Here is a 20,631-nt window from a genome sequence, read left to right on the forward strand (position 1 = left end):
CTCTGGGTAAGTCGGGACCTAAGGCGAGGACGAAAGTCGTAGTCGATGGACAACTGGTTCATATTCCAGTACTACCTATTATCAGAACTGCAGGGACGCAGGAGGATAAGCAAACCCAGGAATGGTATCCTGGGCCAAGCACAAAGTCGCACCTAACAGGCAAATCCGTTAGGCGAGGATGAAGTGTGATGGGGATCGAAATAAAAGTAGAGAAGTTGCTGAATCCACACTGCCGAGAAAAGCTGCTATTGCGTGATAGGTACCCGTACCGTAAACCGACACAGGTGGATGAGGAGAGAATCCTAAGGCCGACGGGAGAAGCGTTGTTAAGGAACTCGGACAAAATGACCCCGTAACTTAGGGAGAAGGGGTGCCTACTTAGGTAGGCCGCAGAGAATAGGCCCAAGCAACTGTTTAACAAAAACACAGGTCTTTGCTAAACCGAAAGGTGATGTATAAGGGCTGACGCCTGCCCGGTGCTGGAAGGTTAAGGGGAGAGGTTAGTCGCAAGACGAAGCTTTGAACTTAAGCCCCAGTAAACGGCGGCCGTAACTATAACGGTCCTAAGGTAGCGAAATTCCTTGTCAGGTAAGTTCTGACCCGCACGAAAGGCGTAATGATTTGGGCACTGTCTCGACAGCGCACCCGGTGAAATTGTAGTACCAGTGAAGATGCTGGTTACCCGCGACAGGACGGAAAGACCCCGTGGAGCTTTACTGTAGCTTGATACTGAGGTTGGGTATTACATGTACAGGATAGGAGGGAGACTGAGAAATCTGGACGCCAGTCTAGGTGGAGTCGCCGGTGGGATACCTCTCTTGTAATACTTAACTTCTAACCATGGCCCGTTACCCGGGTCTGGGACAATGTCAGGTGGACAGTTTGACTGGGGCGGTCGCCTCCTAAAGAGTAACGGAGGCGCTCAAAGGTAACCTCAGAATGGTCGGAAACCATTCGAAGAGTGCAAAGGCATAAGGTTGCTTGACTGCGACACCGACGGGTGGAGCAGGTACGAAAGTAGGACTTAGTGATCCGGTGGTATGAAAGTGGGATTGCCATCGCTCAACGGATAAAAGCTACCCCGGGGATAACAGGCTTATCTCCCCCAAGAGTTCACATCGACGGGGAGGTTTGGCACCTCGATGTCGGCTCATCGCATCCTGGAGCTGAAGCAGGTTCCAAGGGTTGGGCTGTTCGCCCATTAAAGCGGTACGCGAGCTGGGTTCAGAACGTCGTGAGACAGTTCGGTCCCTATCCGTCGTGGGCGCAGGAAATTTGAGTGGAGCTGTCCTTAGTACGAGAGGACCGGGATGGACGGACCACTGGTGCATCTGTTGTCATACCAATGGCATAGCAGAGTAGCCAAGTCTGGATCTGATAAACGCTGAAGGCATCTAAGCGTGAAGCAGACCACAAGATAAGATTTCCCATCCGAAAGGAGTAAGACCCCTTAGAGACTATGAGGTAGATAGGTTGGAGCTGTAAGTGTAGTAATACATTGAGGTGACCAATACTAACGGTTCGAGGGTTTGACCTAGATAATGAAGGTTGAATAGTTGTAGTATTTGTTTTTGAGAGTATGAGAAGGAGCACCCGAGAGGGTGTTTTTTTGTTTTATACCTGCTTGTACTTATGAGAAATAGTTAATTTTTATGACTTTAAGTGGCTTAGTTATATGTAATAGCATTATTCTCAGATTAATAGTAGGCATAAGGTTTTGGTCTAGATTAGCATTGAAGATATTGAAGAAATCAACAGATACAATGTTCTGCAGTGGGATGAACGCTATTCCAATAAAGAAATTTTAAAAGAGGATATAAAAAACAAGAACTTTATATAGGAAGGCTTTCCCAAACGGACTCTAGAGGAGAGATCGTAGTAGCTTATGTATTAAACGGAGAGTGTGATAAACAATACAGCAATGGTACATGGGAATATCCAGAGGCAAGTTATTGGATTATACATAGGCTATGTGTAAGCTCTAAGTTTCAAAATCAGAAAATCGGAAATCGTACAAGTCAATACATAGAGAAGCAAGTATTAGAAAATGATATTGAGTCAATAAGGCTAGATGCTTTCGTGCAAAACCCATACGTCATTAGATTATACGAAAAGCTATTGAGTAACCAAAAGCAGTAATTAGATTTATGAAATCATTAAAAAATTATCTCAAGTAACAGAAGATACAATAAATATTCTGAATATAACTACAGAAGATATTAGTAAACAAAATGAAATGATTGTTGAGGCAGATAAAGAATTCACAAAAGCTGGTGAGCATATGACAAAGTTGAAAGGATTAATTGATGGAATTGTAAAGGATGTAACTGAAATTTTAAGCGAATTGAGTGAACTTGTAAAAAGTATATAGCGAGATAATAAAATAGTAAAAAGTCAATTGAGGCTGACAACTAACTAATCTTATAGATTAATTGGTTGTCAGCCTTTCTTTGCTTTTACCTATTATATTGTTTTAAGTGTGCAGGGGTAGCAATGTTTGAGAATCTAGTTAGGCCTTCATAAAGGTCGAAGTGATACTGCTTATCAGAAGTAGTAGTAATTTTAAAAGAGTAAATCACAAGATTGCTATTGCCCTCATAATAAACACCTGTATATTCAATTGACTTAATAGAATCAGAAAGATAGCCTGCTTGAGAAATAAGCTTTTTGACTTTTTCAAGATTTTGAGCTTTATTGGATTTAAAATTTTTGTCAGCAGAATCCATGGCTTTTGTTATTGCTGGGTCTATGTCATTACTCATAAATTCTTCGTCTTCATAGTAAGGCACATTTGATTTAGATAGATAGTGCATACCTATGGTAAGTAATTCACCAGTGCTACTATCTATAGAAACATTTATGATATAAGTCGAAAGTTTTAGGCTACAATCCCAAGAGGCTAATAACTCATAATCTTTATATCCCTTATTTTTTTCAAAGGTATGCATGGTACTTGCAGGATCATAAATCATAGTAAGGGTTTGATTTGAAAGGTCTTCTTTAGAAAATCTAAAGATTTCTTGAGCCATAATTTCAGTAGCATCCTCTAAAGATAATTCTGATGCACTAGGTTTTTCACTTTTTTCACTTTTTTCAATGAAGTTTACTTTGTAGTTTGTCTTAATATAGCCATCTGGAATTTGCCTATTCATAGCAGTGTGTAATTCTGAGAGGTTGTAAGAAGTAGGTACTATAGTAGAAGCGTTGAGCTCGGTAGAAATGAGCATCTGTGTGCCGAATAAAGCACATACACCTACCAATGTAGTGGCACTAACCTTTTTAATTGAGTTTGTAAAAATTTGTTTTGAAAATATCATTTTATTTGACCCTCCTAAATGAATTTGTTATTGATAAAATGATTATAAAAAGGGAATATATAGATTTTATCACAAAGTTGTTTCAGAGTTGTAAAAAATCAAAATAGTATAAAAATTGCAAACGATATATGAGATAATAGAATAAATAAGGTTTGCTATGAAGATATGAAGAATATAGAGATAGAGTAAAAGTAGATTTTTATATAAATAAATGCGTCATATATGGGTGAATAAGAACAGTATTAATGGAGGTGAAATGATGGCAGCAATTTTAGTAGTAGAAGATGAGATAGCCATTAATGAATTAGTAAGAAGAAACTTAGGTTTAGTAGGGCATACATGTTATTCTGCAATGAATGGATTGGAAGCACTAGAGCTAATTAAAAGTAAGAACGTTGACTTAGTAATTTTAGACATCATGCTCCCTAAATTAGATGGATTTGGGGTATTAGAGCAAATGAAAGATACACCAACTATATTACTAACAGCTAAGAGTAATGTAGAGGATCGAGTGAAAGGTTTAGTAATGGGGGCAGATGATTACATTATTAAGCCTTTTGAGATGTTAGAACTTCTTGCAAGAGTAGAAGCTGTACTAAGGCGAACTAGAAAAGAGGAGGATGTCTTTGAAGTCAAGGAAGTCAAAGTCGAATTTGGGAGTAGAAAGATTTATTTAAGAGGAAAGCTCGTTGATTGTACGCCTAAAGAATATGAACTCTTAGAAGTGCTTATAAAAAATAGAAATGTAGCTTTATCTAGAGAAAAACTATTAGAAATGATATGGGGATATGATTATATGGGTGAGACACGCACGGTAGATGTTCATATTCAAAGGCTTAGAAAAAAGTTAGAACTAGAAGGTCAAATTGCAACAGTATATAAATTAGGTTATCGATTAGAGGTATGGTATGAAAAATAAAACGTATAGATGGGTTTTAGGATTATTTTTAGCATTTTTTTATATGCTTCTTATTGTGTTTTGTGTCTTTAATGTAAAAAAAGATTTTACTAGAGTCAAAGAAAGTTATCTCAGAGAACATTACTTTTTAACTAATAATGTTTTAAAGAGTTTGCTTGCACTAGAAAGGAAAAACTACACCGTAGATGAGTCCATTAAGAGATGCTATAAGGATTATAAAGAACAATATGAAGGACAAGGCATTTATTTACAAGTGTATAAAGAGAAAGAATGCCTTTATACCAATATGCCACAAGAAATCATAATAGATATGAGCAAGATTAGTAAAGTAAGAGATAAGAGGGAAGTAGGCATCACAAACATTGAGAGTAGAAAATACATTAGAGTAGCAGGTTATTTACCGGAGCAGTATAGTCAGTATGCCATTGTTTGCTATGCAGATATTACAAACATAGTAGATGACTGGGTTAAAAATACAGTTTCCATATTTATAGTGGCAATTATTTTTACAGTCATTTTAAGCATTTGTCTGTTAATTCTTTTTGAATATTTATTTAAACCATTAGAGAAAATATCGGATGTTTCTATGAAAATAGCTGAGGGAGAGTACGAGGAAAGATTGGATATAAAAGGAGAAGGAGAAATAGCAAAAGTGGTACATAGCTTTAATACTATGTCGGATAAGATTACGGATCAGATGCAGACACTTGAAGAAAATGCAAAAGAAAAGCAGATGTTAATAGATAATTTAGCTCATGAATTAAGAACACCATTAACAGCCATATATGGTTATGCAGAATATATGCAAAAAACACGTCTACAAGAAGAAGATAAGTATGTCTCTACACAGTTTATTTTGGATGAAAGTAGGAGATTAAAGAGTATATCAGAAATGTTATTAGGTATGTCAGCTCTACGTGAAGAAGTAGAAATTGATATGAGAATAATTAATATGGGCGAGTTACTTGATAGAATAGCACAACTTGAAAGTATTAAACTTAAGGAGAAAGGGATTCAATATACATATTCTAGTACCATTAAAGAACTTTATGGCAATGAAGATTTAATAGAAAGTATGCTAGTTAATTTATTAGATAATGCAATTAAAGCATGTTATGAGACTAAGGGATTTATTACATTAAAGGCTTATGAAAAAGGGGCCGAAAAGATTATTGAAGTAATAGATAATGGAAAGGGAATGACAAAAGAAGAGATTAGTCATATTACAGAGGCATTTTATCGAGTAGATAAATCACGAAATAGAATTGAGGGAGGAAATGGATTAGGACTTGCGTTATGTGAAGAGATTGCAAGAAAACATCATGCAAGATTGTCTTTTGAATCAAAGCCTAATGAAGGAACTAAAGTAAAAGTGGTATTTGCTTTAAGAATATAAAGCTAAATTATAAACTATGTACTATTAGAAAATAAGATAATTAACTATTTATTTAACTTATTATTCAATTATTTTTCATAGACCCCGATACTTATCGGAGAGCCAATACTTAATTAAGGAAAGAAGACCCAAATGATTAGGAGAGTTATAGCATTACAAAGTTAATTGATGAAGGGGAGTAAAGAATTGAGGTAAGCAGGAATTACTTGTTAAAATAAAAAAGGCTTAAAAAGTATATAGATAAAAAACATGTAAAAGTTAAAGAAAAGTAGTTGACATATGTATACAATTCCTGTATCATTATAGAAGTCGTTAGGCAAAGTAGCGACGAAATTTTTGGTGGTAATGCGCTTAAGGGAAACACCCGTTTCCATTCCGAACACGTAGGTTAAGAATTAAGCGGCCGATGGTACTTGTCGGGAGACTGACTGGGAGAGTAGGTGGCTGCCAAATTTATGGCCCATTGGTCAAGCGGTCAAGACACCGCCCTTTCACGGCGGTAACACGAGTTCGATTCTCGTATGGGTCATTATTTAAAATCTCAGTTAGGATTTCCTAACTGAGATTTTTTGTATATGTAAATAGTATCTCTAATATAAAATATTAGTAATAGCAGGGGTAGCCTATCATTATTAAATCAGAAAGATAGTACTTTAATTATGAAGTGATTGATAGATTGGTAAAAGATATGAATACAGAATCAGTTAAAGCTTGTTTAAATATTAAGACAAACAGCTTCTTATATATTAATTATATATTAAGGAATTAAGAAAAGTAAAAAACTATAAATAAGGGGTTGACTTAAGTAAGGAAATACTGTATTATTAAACGAGTCAGGGGTTGAAAAACCAAAGATAACAAATGAACTTTGAAAACAAAATAGTAACTATAAACCAGTCGATTCATTACGTCTCTAAAAGAGATGAGAATCAGTACAACTTGTACTAAGTAAAATAGTCAGTAGTAGAAATACTACACGGACAAACTTTTATATGAGAGTTTGATCCTGGCTCAGGATGAACGCTGGCGGCGTGCTTAACACATGCAAGTCGAACGAAGTGATAGGAGCTTGCTCCTAGAACTTAGTGGCGGACGGGTGAGTAACGCGTGGGTAACCTGCCCTATGCAGGGGGATAACGTTTGGAAACGAACGCTAATACCGCATAAACTATGGACAATCGCATGATTGTTATAGTAAAGATTTTATCGGCATAGGATGGACCCGCGTTGGATTAGCTAGTTGGTGAGATAACAGCCCACCAAGGCGACGATCCATAGCCGGCCTGAGAGGGTGAACGGCCACATTGGGACTGAGACACGGCCCAAACTCCTACGGGAGGCAGCAGTGGGGAATATTGCACAATGGGCGCAAGCCTGATGCAGCGACGCCGCGTGAAGGAAGAAGGTCTTCGGATTGTAAACTTCTATCAGCAGGGAAGAAAAAATGACGGTACCTGACTAAGAAGCTCCGGCTAACTACGTGCCAGCAGCCGCGGTAATACGTAGGGAGCGAGCGTTATCCGGATTTACTGGGTGTAAAGGGTGCGTAGGCGGTTTGTTAAGTCAGAAGTGAAATTTAGGGGCTCAACCTCTAAGCTGCTTCTGAAACTGATGAACTAGAGTGTGGGAGAGGAAAGTGGAATTCCGAGTGTAGCGGTGAAATGCGTAGAGATTCGGAGGAACACCAGTAGCGAAGGCGGCTTTCTGGACCATAACTGACGCTGAGGCACGAAAGCGTGGGGAGCAAACAGGATTAGATACCCTGGTAGTCCACGCTGTAAACGATGAATGCTAGGTGTCGGGGCTTACGGGTCTCGGTGCCGAAAGTTAACACAATTAAGCATTCCCACCTGGGAAGTACGATCGCAAGATTAGAAACTACAAAAGGAATTGACGGGGACCCGCACAAGCGGTGGAGCATGTCGGTTTAATTCGAAGCAACGCGAAGAACCTTACCTAAACTTGACATCCTTTTGACTAGAGGGTAATGCCTCTTTCTCTAGCTTGCTAGAGCAGAAGTGACAGGTGGTGCATGGTTGTCGTCAGCTCGTGTCGTGAGATGTTGGGTTAAGTCCCGCAACGAGCGCAACCCCTATCTTTAGTAGCCAGCATTAAGTTGGGCACTCTAGAGAGACTGCCAGGGATAACTTGGAGGAAGGTGGGGATGACGTCAAATCATCATGCCCCTTATGTTTAGGGCTACACACGTGCTACAATGGCTGCTACAAAGGGAAGCGATCTCGCGAGAGTCAGCAAACCTCAAAAAAGCAGTCCCAGTTCGGATTGTAGTCTGCAACTCGACTACATGAAGTTGGAATCGCTAGTAATCGCGAATCAGAATGTCGCGGTGAATACGTTCCCGGGTCTTGTACACACCGCCCGTCACACCATGGGAGTTGGGGGGGCCCAACGCCGGTGACCCAACCCTTCGGGGAGGGAGCCGTCTAAGGCAAAACCAATAACTGGGGTGAAGTCGTAACAAGGTAGCCGTATCGGAAGGTGCGGCTGGATCACCTCCTTTCTAAGGATAGAAATCGCTGGTTTAATAGTTACTGTTTTGTTTTGAAAGTTTATGGAAAGCACTAAGCATTAAGCTTAGTGCTTTTTTGTTGCTTAAGAGTAAGTTAAAGACTGCAATAATAGTGTAGTCTTTATCGTATAAGATAAAAAATGATTATAATTATTTGACTTTTGTAAATCCCATATTATATGTTAAGTATTATTTAGAAATAAATTTTATCATAACTATTAAGCATAGAAGAATGAGAAAAGGGCATTAAAACAAAAAAAAATTAAATAAGTGTTGACTTATGTAATGTGATAGTGTAATATTATTACAAGTCGTCAGCAGTAAGCAGCGACAAAACAAAGATTACTTAATAAGTAATCATCGTACTTTGAAAAACAAATACTACAACAATTATAGATTTGTAAGTTATAGCAATATAACTTGCGCCTAACGATAAATGTACACGCATTGTATAATGCAAAAATGTTTGTCAGGGTGTAAAATCTACAATTTAACCGATATAGTCAGAAATGACTTAAAACATTCCTTGTTTTTATCAGAAATGATAATTAACAAGGCACCAATCATGTGAAAACATGATTAGACCGCTCAATAATGAGCAATAGGTCAAGCTACTAAGAGCGTAGACGTGGATGCCTTGGCACCGAGAGCCGATGAAGGACGTGATAAGCTGCGAAAAGCTACGGGGAGTTGCAAATAAACTTTGATCCGTAGATATCCGAATGGGGAAACCTGGCAGAGCAAACCTCTGTCACCGTATAGCCAATACATAACTATACGGAGGGAACGAAGGGAACTGAAACATCTAAGTACCTTCAGGAGGAGAAAGAAACATCGATTTCCTAAGTAGCGGCGAGCGAAAGGGAAACAGGCCAAACCAGATTACTTGTAATCTGGGGTTGAGGACTGCGTCGTGGCAAGAATGCGGATAGCTGAAGAGTCTGGAAAGTCTCATCAAAGAGGGTGATAATCCCGTAAGCGAAATCCAAGTGAAGCCTAGCAGTATCCAGAGTACCACGAGACACGAGAAACCTTGTGGGAAGCCGGGGGGACCACCCCCCAAGCCTAAATACTCCTCGGTGACCGATAGCGCATAGTACTGTGAAGGAAAGGTGAAAAGAACCCCGGGAGGGGAGTGAAAGAGAACCTGAAACTCTATGTTTACAAGCAGTGGAAGCACCGTATGATGTGCAACCGCGTACTTTTTGTAGAACGGTCCGGCGAGTTACTAGCTGTGGCAAGGTTAAGTACCAGGAGGTACGAAGCCGAAGGGAAACCAAGTCTGAATAGGGCGCCAAAATAGTCATTGTTAGTAGACCCGAAACCGGGTGACCTACCCATGTGCAGGATGAAGTTACCGTAAAAGGTAATGGAGGTCCGAACTCACATCTGTTGAAAAAGGTGGAGATGACGTGTGGGTAGCGGAGAAATTCCAATCGAACCCGGAGATAGCTGGTTCTCCTCGAAATAGCTTTAGGGCTAGCGTTGATAGGAGTCTAATGGAGGTAAAGCACTGAATTGCCTAGGGGGCCCACAAGCTTACCGAAGCATATCAAACTAAGAATGCCATCAAGATACCATCAGCAGTCAGACTACGAGTGATAAGACACGTGGTCAAAAGGAAAACAGTCCAGACCATCAGCTAAGGTCCCCAAGTGTGTGTTAAGTGGAAAAGGATGTGAGATTTCGAAGACAACTAGGATGTTGGCTTAGAAGCAGCCACTCATTCAAAGAGTGCGTAATAGCTCACTAGTCGAGAGATCTTGCGCCGAAAATGTCCGGGGCTAAAACACACCACCGAAGCTATGGAATTCACAATAGTGGATTGGTAGAGGAGCGTTGTAACAACGCAGAAGCAGTACCGTAAGGAGCTGTGGAGTAATTACAAGTGAGAATGCCGGAATGAGTAGCGAGATACAAGTGAGAATCTTGTAGGCCGAATATCCAAGGTTTCCAGAGTAAAGCTGATCTGCTCTGGGTAAGTCGGGACCTAAGGCGAGGACGAAAGTCGTAGTCGATGGACAACTGGTTCATATTCCAGTACTACCTATTATCAGAACTGCAGGGACGCAGGAGGATAAGCAAACCCAGGAATGGTATCCTGGGCCAAGCACAAAGTCGCACCTAACAGGCAAATCCGTTAGGCGAGGATGAAGTGTGATGGGGATCGAAATAAAAGTAGAGAAGTTGCTGAATCCACACTGCCGAGAAAAGCTGCTATTGCGTGATAGGTACCCGTACCGTAAACCGACACAGGTGGATGAGGAGAGAATCCTAAGGCCGACGGGAGAAGCGTTGTTAAGGAACTCGGCAAAATGACCCCGTAACTTAGGGAGAAGGGGTGCCTACTTAGGTAGGCCGCAGAGAATAGGCCCAAGCAACTGTTTAACAAAAACACAGGTCTTTGCTAAACCGAAAGGTGATGTATAAGGGCTGACGCCTGCCCGGTGCTGGAAGGTTAAGGGGAGAGGTTAGTCGCAAGACGAAGCTTTGAACTTAAGCCCCAGTAAACGGCGGCCGTAACTATAACGGTCCTAAGGTAGCGAAATTCCTTGTCAGGTAAGTTCTGACCCGCACGAAAGGCGTAATGATTTGGGCACTGTCTCGACAGCGCACCCGGTGAAATTGTAGTACCAGTGAAGATGCTGGTTACCCGCGACAGGACGGAAAGACCCCGTGGAGCTTTACTGTAGCTTGATACTGAGGTTGGGTATTACATGTACAGGATAGGAGGGAGACTGAGAAATCTGGACGCCAGTCTAGGTGGAGTCGCCGGTGGGATACCTCTCTTGTAATACTTAACTTCTAACCATGGCCCGTTACCCGGGTCTGGGACAATGTCAGGTGGACAGTTTGACTGGGGCGGTCGCCTCCTAAAGAGTAACGGAGGCGCTCAAAGGTAACCTCAGAATGGTCGGAAACCATTCGAAGAGTGCAAAGGCATAAGGTTGCTTGACTGCGACACCGACGGGTGGAGCAGGTACGAAAGTAGGACTTAGTGATCCGGTGGTATGAAAGTGGGATTGCCATCGCTCAACGGATAAAAGCTACCCCGGGGATAACAGGCTTATCTCCCCCAAGAGTTCACATCGACGGGGAGGTTTGGCACCTCGATGTCGGCTCATCGCATCCTGGAGCTGAAGCAGGTTCCAAGGGTTGGGCTGTTCGCCCATTAAAGCGGTACGCGAGCTGGGTTCAGAACGTCGTGAGACAGTTCGGTCCCTATCCGTCGTGGGCGCAGGAAATTTGAGTGGAGCTGTCCTTAGTACGAGAGGACCGGGATGGACGGACCACTGGTGCATCTGTTGTCATACCAATGGCATAGCAGAGTAGCCAAGTCTGGATCTGATAAACGCTGAAGGCATCTAAGCGTGAAGCAGACCACAAGATAAGATTTCCCATCCGAAAGGAGTAAGACCCCTTAGAGACTATGAGGTAGATAGGTTGGAGCTGTAAGTGTAGTAATACATTGAGGTGACCAATACTAACGGTTCGAGGGTTTGACCTAGATAAAACGGTTAAACAAGTTGTAGTATTTGTTTTTGAAGGTACGAGAGAACAAAGCACCCGAGAGGGTGTTTTTTGTGTTTAAATACTTATATATAATGTACGTAGGATATGTAAAATGATACAGGTTATCTATAAAGGCAATAGATAAGGTTTTAGTAACCGATATAATTTGGATTACTCCATTATTGAACCTTTTAGCTATAAGATATTTAGAGTTTAAAGAGAATAAATTAACATTATTACAGAAATAGATTAATCAGTAGACATAAAGCAAGAGGGAAATATATAATATTAGAAGGAAATATAGCTAAGATCAAACCAGTCATTAGGATAACAAATAAAGATTAAAAAGCAGATAAGGATAAGATTATGAGCTCAAATATGTGAGCAAAAGCCTGTTTTTTTGAGAAATTAGTAATAAACACTTGACTTAAAGCTAGAAATAAGGTATTATTCTTAAGCAGTCAATTTTACGGGTCACTAGCTCAGTCGGTAGAGCACTTGACTTTTAATCAAGTTGTCCCGGGTTCGATTCCCGGGTGGCTCATTTTGATGTGCGGGTGTAGTTCAATGGTAGAACTTCAGCCTTCCAAGCTGACTACGTGGGTTCGATTCCCATCACCCGCTTTATATGTATCCATAGCTCAGCTGGATAGAGCAACGCCCTTCTAAGGCGTGGGTCCGGGGTTCGAATCCCTGTGGATACGTATTTTAGCTTACAATCAGAAGAGGTCACTATTTTAGTTATTGAAAACTAAAATAGTGACCTCTTTTGGTGTTTATAAATAAGTCTTTTCCATTTTAAATTAAGTGGGTTGATACGGACGTGCCTATATTTATACAAACAGATCAAGAGTATGAATATATCTTTAGAGTGATGGATAGATATAGCAAGATAGAGATGCGGTATATTATATATCTACATAGAAAATAGATTCTCTAACAAAAGTAAAGTGATATTAAGAAGGCATATTATGAAAGAAATAGAATAGATATTTTTTAATGTCTGTAAGTGTTTTAAAACTAAAAAGCTTTTGGTTTTAAAACAAGTAAGATGAGGAGGAATGACCTTATATAATTATTGGAAGGGTCTAAGAATAGAGATAGAAATATGGATTTAAAGTGATGTATTCAAGGTAGATAGAATATTCTATAATAGTAGTAACTAAATTAACTTAAAAGGGGGATTTAATTATGAAAGTATTATTAGTGAATGGTAGCCCAAAAGCAAAGGGTTGTACTTATACTGCACTTTGTGAAGTAGCGGGAGCGTTAGAGAAAAATGGGATTAAAACTGAAATTTTTCATGTAGGGACAGAAGCTATTCGTGGCTGTATGGGGTGTGGTGCCTGTAGGAAATTAGATGGCAAATGCATTTATCAGGATAGTGTTAATGTCTTTTTAGAAAAAGCTAAGACAACAGATGGATTTATATTTGGTTCTCCTGTACATTATGCAGCAGCATCAGGCGTATTAACCTCATTTTTAGACCGTGCTTTTTATGCAGGGAAACCTATTTTTGAATACAAACCAGGAGCTGCTATTGCAAGCTGTAGACGTAGTGGTGCAACAGCCACTTTTGATCAACTTAATAAGTATTTTACAATCGCTAATATGCCAGTGATATCTTCTAGCTACTGGAATATGGTACATGGAACAAATCCAGACGAAGTAAAACAAGATCTAGAAGGTATGCAAATTATGAGAAATCTAGGTAATAACATGGCATGGATCTTAAAAGCTATCGAGGCTGGCAAAAAGGTAGGTATTAACATCCCAGAAAGAGAAGAAAAAGTAACAACAAGCTTTATCAGATAACATAAAAATAACATGCTATGCAAGAGGCTATTGCCCTAATCATTAGGACGATGGTCTTTTATTTTGTTTGTAGAACGTTACTGAAGCAATACATAAAGCTTTATTATGGTATAGAGTTGAGTATCCGTAAGTAATAAAGAAATAAAAATGAAGAAAGATAGATATGGTATAGAGAAGGAAATGTGAATGGAAGAAATGAGTAGGTACAAAGTTGCTTTTGTAATAGTGGTTAGATGATTACAGCATCTTTATATTTTTTTAATGTTAATAAAGAAATAATTATATTTGGAATTATTCTGGGAAAAACGAGCTACAATATAGAAATAACAATAAAGATATGTAGGGGGATTAGAAATTGAAATTAATTAAAAAAGCAAGACAAAAAATAAATATAGTGTTATTAGCTGTTGTTATGACCTTTTCTTCAGTACAACCTATAGCGGCTGAGCAGACAACAGTAGTAGCTAACAAGCAGGTAAGAATTCAGGATGATTTTTATACAGCCGTGAATGAAAAGTGGTTACAAGAAGCTGTGATTAAACCTGGTTATCCGTCTGTTTCAACTTTTGGAGAACTTGAAGATAAATGTAGAGTTCAATTAGATGCCATTTTCAAACAACTATTTGAAAATCAGAGTCAGTATAAAGCTAATAGTACCGAAAGGAAAATGATTAACTTATATAACAATTACTTAAATGTAGAAGCAAGAAATAAAACAGGTATCACACCTATTAAATCTTATATGGATGAAATTAAATCAGCTAAAGATCTTTCTGGGATTACAAAGTTACTTAACAACTTAAGAATTCAACAAAATACAGGGTTACTTAATGTAGGTGTAGGAGCAGATTTAAAGGATAGTACCAAAAACTGTGTTTATATTAATTCTACAGGTTTAATCTTAAGTAACTCTGATTACTATACCAAAGATACAGAAATGGCTAAGACAATGAAAACAGCAATAAATACGTATTTGAATAAGATAGCAGTCTTATATGGTTATTCAGAAACGGGAGCAAAAAAGAAAGTTGATAATGCTTTTAAACTAGATAGCATGTTAGCGCCTTCGATTATTGGTCAAGATGAGGTTACAGTTGATCCTAATATCTATGACAGGATTTATAATGTCTATACTTTAGAACAGTTAGACCAATTAGCACCAAACCTTAAGCCATCTACTATGTTAAAAAACATAGGACTTGATAAGGCTACTAAGATAATTCTTCAAGAACCAGAATGGCTGAAGGCCCTCGATAAGATTTATACAAAAGAAAATGTAAATATCATTAAAGATGCTTTAGAAATAAGATTTTTATACTCAACAGCTACACTCTTAGGAGAGAAGTTTGAAAATGCTAATAAGGAACTTGCAGCTACTTTATATGGTGTTGAAGGAGAGACTTCTAGAGAAGAGCAAGCACTAAATGTTATTAGTGGAATATTTTCAGATGAAATCGGTAAACTCTATGTAGAGAAAACTTTTTCTAAAGAAGAAAAGGAAGATGTTGAAGCTTTAGTAAAAGAAATCATTGCAAATTATAAAGAAAAGCTTCAAAAAGTAGAATGGATGAGTCCTGAGACAAAAACAAATGCAATTAAAAAGCTAGATACCATGACTATTAAAATTGGTTATCCAGATAAATGGATGGATTATACTGACCTTGATATTAAATCCATTGAAGAAGGAAGTTCTTTAGTAGAAAATGTATTTAATATTGCAGACTGGTCTTTTGCAAAGCAGGTACAGAGCTTAAATCAGCCAGTAGATAAGACAACGTTCTTAATATCACCACAAACCGTTAATGCTTGCTATAACCCAAGTGCTAATGATATTACATTCCCAGCAGCTATTCTGGAAGCACCTTATTATGATATTCATCAAAGTAGAGAAGCTAACCTAGGTGGTATTGGAGCAGTTATTGCTCATGAAATAAGCCATGCTTTTGATACAAATGGTTCTCATTTTGATGAAAAAGGAAATGTGGCTAACTGGTGGACCGAACAAGACTATACTAAATTTGAAGAAAATACTAAAAAGGTAAGAAGTTTTTATAGCCAAATAGAAGTTCTGCCAGGGCAAAAGGTAAATGGAGATTTGACAGTATCTGAAAATATTGCAGATATCACAGCTATTTCGTGTATGTTAGACATTTTAAATAAAGAAAAGAATCCAGATTACAAGGCTTTCTTTGAGTCTTGGGCAAAGGTGTGGCGTATTAAATCATCAGAAGCATATACTGAACAATTATTGCAATTAGATGCTCATTCACCAGGTAAAGTAAGAGCTAATGCAGTTGTACAGCAATTTGAAGAGTTCTACGAAGCTTATGATGTAAAAGAAGGTGATGGTATGTACGTTAAACCAGAAGATAGATTAAAGATTTATTAAATAGAGATAAGAGGAGCTAGGCACAGCTCCTCTTATTTTTTCTTAAGCTTCTTCCATAGTAGTGCAATACCAACGGCCCAGAAGAAGAGAGAAATAATAAAAATTATAAAACTGCTAGTATTAAATTGCTTTAAGCAAATGTAATCAAAGAATGCAAGAAGAATAAACCAAACAATAAAAATACCATAATCATAAATAAGATAAGTAATGTTAGCCATTTTAGTAAGAATAGATTGTGCTTTCATAAGTTGAGTTTTACGATTAGTCAAAGTAGCTGATAATTCCAAGGGGTCAATTTTGGCTATTTTAAGTTCTAAAAAGTAAAGTATCAGTAAAATGATACTACGAAGAAACACAACCAAAAGACATAGGATAAGAAAAGCCATTATGATACGAGTTGATAAATTACGATTACTTATAAAAATATAAAGTGTAAAACCTAGACCGATAGAGCTTGTAAGAATTTCAAATAGCAAATAAAAAGTATTAACTCTAGCTGTCACTTTTTGCCCAGCATTTCTGCTTCTTGGACTAAGCATAAGCCATGCCTCCTCTTAAATAAAATCACTAAAAGATACATTCCAACTTTAGTTTAGCACAAGAAAGGGAGAGGAGACGTTAAGGTTTTGTGAGAATTAAAAGAAAAATAAAAAAATAAAATAGGTGTTGACATATGTAATAAAATCTTATATACTAAACAAGTCGTCAGGTGACGACAATGTTTCTGGTGATGATGCGCTTAGGGGAAACACCCGTTTCCATTCCGAACACGTAGGTTAAGACCTAAGCGGCTGATGGTACTTGTCGGGAGACTGACTGGGAGAGTAAGTGGTTGCCAGATTTATGCGCGAGTGGCTCAGTTGGTAGAGCATCTCCTTGCCAAGGAGAGGGTCGCGGGTTCGAGTCCCGTCTCGCGCTTTTATAATTCGAAAGCCCTTAGATTAATTAATCTAAGGGCTTTTTCGTGTTTAGAGACTTACATCCATGAATATACCTGATGAAACTAAACCATAGTAATAATTTCTCAGAGATAGTTGATTCTTGGACATAGCTAAGAAGTTAGTATAGCTAATGTCATCCTCAGAAGAAATACCTGTACTTGAGGTTAGCTTTTTATTTTGCTCTTTGAGTAAGGCAGATTTAGAAGAATTTTGAGCCATTTGAGTGCTAACATCACTTCTGCTTGTAAGGCTACTAAGAGCGCGATTGGTAGTAGTAGCATTAGTAGTTAAGGAAGTTTTAAGACGGTCTGCATTAAGGCTTAAGGTACCATCTGTATTTTGAGTGACTCCTATACTACTTAAAGCGGAGCCACCTGCAAGGCTTACAGCAGATAAAGAACTTTTTAGCTGATTAAGACGATAGGTATTAGTACTAGAATTATCTTCTAAAAATTGAGTAGTATTATTGTAGGCATCTACGTATTTTTGAGTGGCTGAAACAATAGAGTTTATGTCGGACGTATTTTCTTTAAGAGAAGATTTTAAGCTAGAGGAAGCCTTCTCTAAGCTACTATAGGAACTATCGAAATTTGAAAGAAAACTAGTTCCTTTGATAGTATCCGTACTTGAAGCCGTACTATTATTACTATATTTATTCGCAATAGTATATTTATTAATAGTGTTATAATAGTTTGCCTTAGTAAAAAGAGAAGTCAACGCATTAGAGCTACTAGAGGTACTGTTAAAAAGATTACTAGAATAGCTATTTAAATAGTTCATAGAATTGAAGCTAGATATATTCATATGTGTCACCTCCTTTCAATATATATATCGTATGATATAAAAAATAAATCACCTAAATATTAAAAAAGAAGCCACTTATAATAAAGTAGCTTCTTTTCCCTATTTTTAGAAAGCCTTATTTAGTTGCCCAAATACCATTTTGAAGAATCATATTACTGATAGATATAGGATAACCTTCTTGACCTGAACCAGGAACTTGGGTATTAGAGCCATTATTAAAGATAACTCTCTTATTCGCCCAGTCTTGTGTGATTTCATAGCTATAGATACCATTACCTTCATTCTTCATAGGGACACCAGGCCATTTAGCGACTTCTTGGATAGAGCTAGTACTCTTTTCATCATAAACATAGATATATACATTACTCCAGTTATAGCTAGAGTTATCAAAGTAAACAATAGTCTTCGTAGAAGGAATTTCGATAGGGTCATAATTAGCCCAAGCATTATTTTGATAAATCTGGATACCTGTTAAAGCAAACCCTTTTTGACCAGAATCAGGTATTTGAGCAGAAGTATTACCGTTATTAAAGATAACTCTAGCATCTGTCCAATCAGTAGTTAAAGTATATTCATATAAATGATTACCTTTACTATTCATAGGTACACCAGGCCATTTAGCAACTTCTTTTACAGTACTTCCACTTTCGTCATACACATATACATAGACGTTGTTCCAGTTAAAAGTCGAGTTATCAAAATAAGCTACTCTGTTAGCCGGAATAGGAGGTGTTACTTTAGCTGTAATGGTAATACTATAGTCTGTAGAATTATTATTATCCCAAGTACTTCCGCCGTTATTAAATACTAAATCAAGATTTGAGGTAGCACCAGAAGGAACAGTTAAAGTAAAGCTCCATTTATTAGAGCCAAGACTGGTCATACTTTCGGTTTTAGCACCTTTCCAACCATCATATCCCCAATGAATATTTACTTTACTAGCGCCATTTAAAACAGTGTTAGAGGCATCGTAAGTAATGGTAGCTTGACTAGATACTACAGGTGTTTCGGGGTTACAAGTAACAGCTTTGGTAGTAGGAGGGATAATAATACCACCGTTATCATATAAAACTATAATACGATTACTAGGAACATAGCCTGAGATTTTACCACCTGAAACAGTATAGCTTTGGCCAGAACCACCTTTATCAGTATAAGTACCACTAGCTAAATTGGTTGGTGCATTATTTAAATTAAAACCAGAGCCTTCATTAACAAATGCGATACCTTTAGTACCACGATCGATTTGCATACAAGTATTACCATTTGGATAGCGAAGGTATTCGTTCTGCCCAATCATAGCGTTATGGAACCAGTTAACAGCTTTTACTTGATCATTATTCCAATCGTTAGTTCCCATAGAACCAATTGAACCTGTTCTTCTTGAAAGATACATAGGAGTTACATTAGCTCTAGCAGCTAAAATACCCCAAGCAAAAGTGCGCTGTTCATCAGTGATATTAGATTCGTTATGCTCATAGTTATCATGGTTTTCTACATAAGAAACACGTGTGCCAGTAGGAAGAGTATTAATATCCCAGCTTTGTGCAGCAGGTAGGTTATAATTCCTAACGGCATCTCTTAAAGTTTTACCATAATAATGGTCAGTTACACTCATAAAGCTAGCATAACCTCCAATATTATCAGCATTGCTATTAGCTTCATCTAGAGCTTCGCCATAGATAAATAAATTGTTTTTATTATTTAAATTACCTAAGACATTAGTCCAATAGTTACCAGCCCAGCTCTTACCAACATCTTCGCCAACATTGGTTTCAATATGTTTAACAGCATCAAATCTAAAACCATCAGCACCAGAAGCAATACAGTCATTTAAAAAGTTAATAGCTTTTTGTTGTATTGCAGGGTGCTGGGTATTTAAATCAGGCATACCTATGCCACCCTGAGTAGTACGGTACCTATCCTTGTAATCTGGTGTACTGTTTTGACCAACATGATGGTAGTAGTCCCAATTTTTAAATTCATCTACTACTTGAGAAGACCATTCATCTTCACGTCCCTTACCGTTGTTAGCCATATGGTTCATAACTGCGTCTACGATAATATCAATACCATATTTTTCAGCTTCTGAACAAAGCGCTTTAAAATCATCTCTTGAGCCTAATGGATTACCTATTGCTTGATTAGTTGGTTGGTATAATGCCCACCATTCTGTTCCTCGAATACAGCCTTGGATAGGAGAAACCTGAACAGCTTTATAACCAGCTGCAGCTAATTCAGGTAATTTACTTTTAATATTGTTGAAGGACCACATATGCATTTGAATAATGATACCATCTTTAGTTTTGATGTTGTTTAAATTAGGTGTTTGCGTAGCAGCATAAATAACAGCTTCATTGAAAGCTGTGGTAGGTATAACAGAAAATGCTATACCTAAGGCACCTAAAAAGGCAGCCAATTTTTTAGTAAAAAACTTTTTCTTCACTTTTATTCCCCCTGTTTTTTAGATAGTTATCTTTTTAATCTAATCTTTTGCCCTAGAAAGCTATATGAAATAATACACCTCCTTTGTTAAAAAATGAAAAGCATATACCTAGGTAATGTATAATCTACAGATCTTCTAGTTAAATATAAATAGAAAATCATGTATTCAAAAAGTAACAATGCCGGAAACGTTACCAAAAATTATCAAAATAATAGTTTAAGAAAAGTGAAGTAGTAAGAGGAATTTGAGATGTAAAAGGTTTTGAGATAAGCAGTTAAAACTAGTAAAATGAAGATTGATAAGAAAGTAAAGAGAAATAGCAAAAGCTATCAAAAAATGTTGTACAATTATTAGAAAATTATATTATATTTAATTAATATATTCAACTATAAATTTATAAAAATTAAAATAAGTAACAAATTGTTACATAAATGAAAGATATTAAAAGTAATCAAGATTAAATATTCTAAAATGTATTTACAAATATAAGATAAGTATATATACTAATGTTAATTTAATATATTAAAAACTAAGAAAAGGAATAGTAACTACTTGATAAAT

Annotated in this window: 10 protein-coding genes, 5 tRNA genes, 5 rRNA genes and 1 other annotated feature (2 of these 21 only partly in view); of the genes, 16 read left to right on the top strand and 4 right to left on the bottom strand. The window is 37.5% G+C overall.

What is annotated here, in order from left to right:
- The 3 genes from CLOLE_RS00645 to CLOLE_RS23750 form a co-directional block, all read left to right on the top strand.
- Positions 1-1,537: ribosomal RNA gene (locus CLOLE_RS00645) — 23S ribosomal RNA — on the top strand; it begins 1,367 nt to the left of the window's first position.
- A gap of 335 nt (positions 1,538-1,872) precedes the next feature.
- The gene (locus CLOLE_RS24005) at positions 1,873-2,139 is read left to right on the top strand and encodes a GNAT family N-acetyltransferase (RefSeq protein WP_408610356.1); all 267 of its coding nucleotides are present in this window, start codon (positions 1,873-1,875) and stop codon (positions 2,137-2,139) included.
- Between the two features lie 97 nt (positions 2,140-2,236).
- On the top strand, positions 2,237-2,371 hold the full coding sequence (locus CLOLE_RS23750) for a hypothetical protein (RefSeq protein WP_270049148.1): 135 nt from the start codon (positions 2,237-2,239) through the stop codon (positions 2,369-2,371).
- Positions 2,372-2,456: 85 nt separating this feature from the next.
- Here CLOLE_RS23750 and CLOLE_RS00650 read toward each other — a convergent pair whose 3' ends face one another.
- On the bottom strand, positions 2,457-3,317 hold the full coding sequence (locus CLOLE_RS00650; protein WP_013655162.1) for a hypothetical protein: 861 nt from the start codon (positions 3,315-3,317) through the stop codon (positions 2,457-2,459).
- Positions 3,318-3,576: 259 nt separating this feature from the next.
- On the opposite strand from CLOLE_RS00650, the gene CLOLE_RS00655 reads away from it, so the two are divergent.
- From CLOLE_RS00655 to CLOLE_RS00705, 11 genes are all read left to right on the top strand, one after another.
- Positions 3,577-4,236 carry a response regulator transcription factor gene (locus CLOLE_RS00655; protein ID WP_013655163.1) on the top strand — a complete coding sequence of 220 codons (660 nt, stop codon included), beginning with the start codon at positions 3,577-3,579 and terminating at the stop codon, positions 4,234-4,236.
- Positions 4,226-5,632, top strand: coding sequence for a sensor histidine kinase (locus CLOLE_RS00660; RefSeq protein WP_013655164.1), 1,407 nt, complete (start codon positions 4,226-4,228; stop codon positions 5,630-5,632). Before CLOLE_RS00655 ends, CLOLE_RS00660 begins: the two co-directional genes overlap by 11 nt.
- Positions 5,633-5,967: 335 nt before the next feature.
- A 5S ribosomal RNA gene (rrf, locus tag CLOLE_RS00665) occupies positions 5,968-6,085 on the top strand.
- Between the two features lie 4 nt (positions 6,086-6,089).
- Positions 6,090-6,161 (top strand) — tRNA-Glu (locus CLOLE_RS00670).
- A gap of 459 nt (positions 6,162-6,620) precedes the next feature.
- A 16S ribosomal RNA gene (locus CLOLE_RS00675) occupies positions 6,621-8,153 on the top strand.
- A gap of 613 nt (positions 8,154-8,766) precedes the next feature.
- Positions 8,767-11,670: ribosomal RNA gene (locus CLOLE_RS00680) — 23S ribosomal RNA — on the top strand.
- Together the 16S, 23S and 5S rRNA genes with 4 tRNA genes alongside form the textbook arrangement of a ribosomal RNA operon.
- Before the next feature lie 476 nt (positions 11,671-12,146).
- A tRNA-Lys gene (locus CLOLE_RS00685) sits at positions 12,147-12,219 on the top strand.
- Positions 12,220-12,228: 9 nt separating this feature from the next.
- A tRNA-Gly gene (locus tag CLOLE_RS00690) sits at positions 12,229-12,299 on the top strand.
- Positions 12,300-12,305: 6 nt separating this feature from the next.
- Positions 12,306-12,379 (top strand) — tRNA-Arg (locus tag CLOLE_RS00695).
- Between the two features lie 487 nt (positions 12,380-12,866).
- Positions 12,867-13,490: a flavodoxin family protein gene (locus CLOLE_RS00700; protein WP_013655165.1), complete on the top strand. Its 624-nt coding sequence runs from the start codon at positions 12,867-12,869 to the stop codon at positions 13,488-13,490.
- Between the two features lie 355 nt (positions 13,491-13,845).
- Positions 13,846-15,879, top strand: a complete 2,034-nt coding sequence (locus tag CLOLE_RS00705) for a M13 family metallopeptidase (protein ID WP_013655166.1) — start codon at positions 13,846-13,848, stop codon at positions 15,877-15,879.
- Between the two features lie 32 nt (positions 15,880-15,911).
- Here the strand turns inward: CLOLE_RS00705 and CLOLE_RS00710 are convergent, their stop codons facing one another.
- The gene (locus CLOLE_RS00710) at positions 15,912-16,418 is read right to left on the bottom strand and encodes a hypothetical protein (protein WP_013655167.1); all 507 of its coding nucleotides are present in this window, start codon (positions 16,416-16,418) and stop codon (positions 15,912-15,914) included.
- Positions 16,419-16,602: 184 nt separating this feature from the next.
- On the opposite strand from CLOLE_RS00710, the gene rrf (CLOLE_RS00715) reads away from it, so the two are divergent.
- Together rrf (CLOLE_RS00715) and CLOLE_RS00720 are read left to right on the top strand one after the other, a co-directional pair.
- Positions 16,603-16,720, top strand: a 5S ribosomal RNA gene (gene rrf / locus CLOLE_RS00715).
- Positions 16,721-16,724: 4 nt separating this feature from the next.
- Positions 16,725-16,797: transfer RNA gene (locus tag CLOLE_RS00720), tRNA-Gly, on the top strand.
- A 50-nt stretch (positions 16,798-16,847) separates the two neighbouring features.
- On the opposite strand, the gene CLOLE_RS00725 is transcribed toward CLOLE_RS00720, so the two are convergent.
- Positions 16,848-17,624 (bottom strand): hypothetical protein, encoded by a 777-nt coding sequence (locus CLOLE_RS00725; RefSeq protein ID WP_013655168.1) that lies wholly within the window; start codon positions 17,622-17,624, stop codon positions 16,848-16,850.
- A 115-nt stretch (positions 17,625-17,739) separates the two neighbouring features.
- On the bottom strand, positions 17,740-20,070 hold the full coding sequence (locus CLOLE_RS00730) for a starch-binding protein (RefSeq protein WP_013655169.1): 2,331 nt from the start codon (positions 20,068-20,070) through the stop codon (positions 17,740-17,742).
- A 522-nt stretch (positions 20,071-20,592) separates the two neighbouring features.
- Positions 20,593-20,631 (top strand) — a binding site (T-box leader) (it continues 279 nt past the right edge of the window).

Origin of the sequence: Cellulosilyticum lentocellum DSM 5427 (assembly GCF_000178835.2) — a bacterium.
GTDB classification, from domain to species: domain Bacteria; phylum Bacillota; class Clostridia; order Lachnospirales; family Cellulosilyticaceae; genus Cellulosilyticum; species Cellulosilyticum lentocellum.

What these genes read in the sequence shown, in the direction of transcription:
- CLOLE_RS00650 (WP_013655162.1), bottom strand. Translation starts at nt 3,317, where the DNA reads ATGATATTTTCAAAACAAATTTTTACAAACTCAATTAAAAAGGTTAGT.
- CLOLE_RS23750 (WP_270049148.1), top strand. Translation starts at nt 2,237, where the DNA reads ATGATTGTTGAGGCAGATAAAGAATTCACAAAAGCTGGTGAGCATATG.
- CLOLE_RS00700 (WP_013655165.1), top strand. Translation starts at nt 12,867, where the DNA reads ATGAAAGTATTATTAGTGAATGGTAGCCCAAAAGCAAAGGGTTGTACT.
- CLOLE_RS00725 (WP_013655168.1), bottom strand. Translation starts at nt 17,624, where the DNA reads ATGAATATATCTAGCTTCAATTCTATGAACTATTTAAATAGCTATTCT.
- CLOLE_RS00660 (WP_013655164.1), top strand. Translation starts at nt 4,226, where the DNA reads ATGAAAAATAAAACGTATAGATGGGTTTTAGGATTATTTTTAGCATTT.
- CLOLE_RS00655 (WP_013655163.1), top strand. Translation starts at nt 3,577, where the DNA reads ATGGCAGCAATTTTAGTAGTAGAAGATGAGATAGCCATTAATGAATTA.
- CLOLE_RS00710 (WP_013655167.1), bottom strand. Translation starts at nt 16,418, where the DNA reads ATGCTTAGTCCAAGAAGCAGAAATGCTGGGCAAAAAGTGACAGCTAGA.